The organism is Pseudomonas sp. Root401 (assembly GCF_001425105.1).
GTDB lineage: Bacteria > Pseudomonadota > Gammaproteobacteria > Pseudomonadales > Pseudomonadaceae > Aquipseudomonas > Aquipseudomonas brassicacearum.
Map to the genome: position 1 here is coordinate 7,241 of NZ_LMDO01000005.1, position 1,432 is coordinate 8,672.

Sequence of the window (1,432 nt, forward strand, 5' to 3'; positions counted from 1 at the left end):
TCCGGGTCGAAGTATTGGCCCTGGAAGCGCAAAGGTTGCTCAAGCTGTTCGCCGCCGCCGTGCTGGAGTTCGGTGAGTTTGCCGTAGCCGTTGTAGCGCGCCGACCAGACGATTTGGCCGCTGAAGCTGGTCAGTTCCTGGGGCGTGCCCAGGTGGTCGAGGTGGTAGTAGAACGGCGTGGCTTTTTCCGGGCCTTCGCCATCAAGCATCGCCAGTGGGCGGAAGGTGCCGGGTTCGTAGACGTAGCTGCGGTGGTGGCGTGGGCTGTTTTCGGCGATGACCTGGTCGCCCTGCCAGAAAAACTCCGTGGTCAGGCCGTCCACGGTCTTGCTGATGCGTCGGCCGAAGGCGTCGTAGCGGTAGGACGTTTCACGCCCGTTGGCCGTGATGACGCCGATCAGGCGGTGTTGGCTGTCGTAGCGGTAGGCGCTGACCAGGGCCTGGCCGCGGCGTTCGCGGAGCAGGTTGCCGAAGGCGTCGTAGTCGTAGTGGCGGTCGCCCTCCTTAGAAGTGTTCCGGCGGTTCGCTGTGGGAAAAATCGATGCGGGTCAGGCGATCCAGCGGGTCGTACTGGTAGCTGCGGCGGTTTCGGTTGTCGGAAAGGGTTTGCAGGTTGCCCTTGGCGCTGTAGGCATAATCGCGCCAGAACAGTTGCTGCTGTCGGCTCTGCCACACCGTCTGGGCCTTGAGACGGCCCTGTTCGTCGTAGTCGTAGTCACTGAGCAGCCGACCCTGCTGGCGTTGCCGTTCGCGTCCGCCGTCAAAGCGGTGTTCGGTCAGGCGCGAGCCGTTGAGGTCGATGGCGGTCAGAGCGCCACCCGGGGCATGGTGGTAGTCGAGCTGGCTGTCGTCCGGCAGGCGCAGGTGGTTGAGGCGCCCGCAAGCGTCGTAGCGGTAACGCAGGGTGCCCCAGCCCTGGTGCTCGCAGACCAAGCGGTCCTGGGCGTCGTATTCGAAGGCCAACGGATGATCGCTGCCGTCGTTGACGTGGACCAATCGGCCCAACTCGTCGTAGCGGTATTCGATGGCCTGGCCGTCGGGCAAGGTCTTGACCCGCAGCCGCCCAGCCGCGTCGCGCTGGTACTGGGTGAGCCGTTGTGAACCGTCCTCGCCGTGCTCGGTTTTTTCCAGCAGGTGTCCGTTGAGGTCGTAGGCGTAGGCAGTGCGTTGGCCGTCGAAGCCGACTTGCTGTCGGATCAAGCCGTTGGGCGTGTAGTCCAGCTGATATTTTTCGCCGGATTCGTTTTCGATTTCGGTCAGCAACAGCCGCGCCGAGTCGTAGCGGTACTTCAGCTCGCTGCCGTCGGGGTTCAGCCGGCGGCTGACCAGGTGTAGGTCGTCGGCGTATTCGTAGCGGGTGACCCGCCCTTGTTCATCGCACTCGGCGGTAACCTTGCCGTAGGCGTTGTAGAGCCAGGTCCGGGTGGCACCG

Annotated in this window: 1 pseudogene; it reads right to left on the minus strand. The window is 64.1% G+C overall.

Going from position 1 to position 1,432, the window contains the following annotated elements:
* Window positions 1-1,432: pseudogene (locus ASC85_RS32945) on the minus strand (RHS domain-containing protein); the annotation flags it as partial.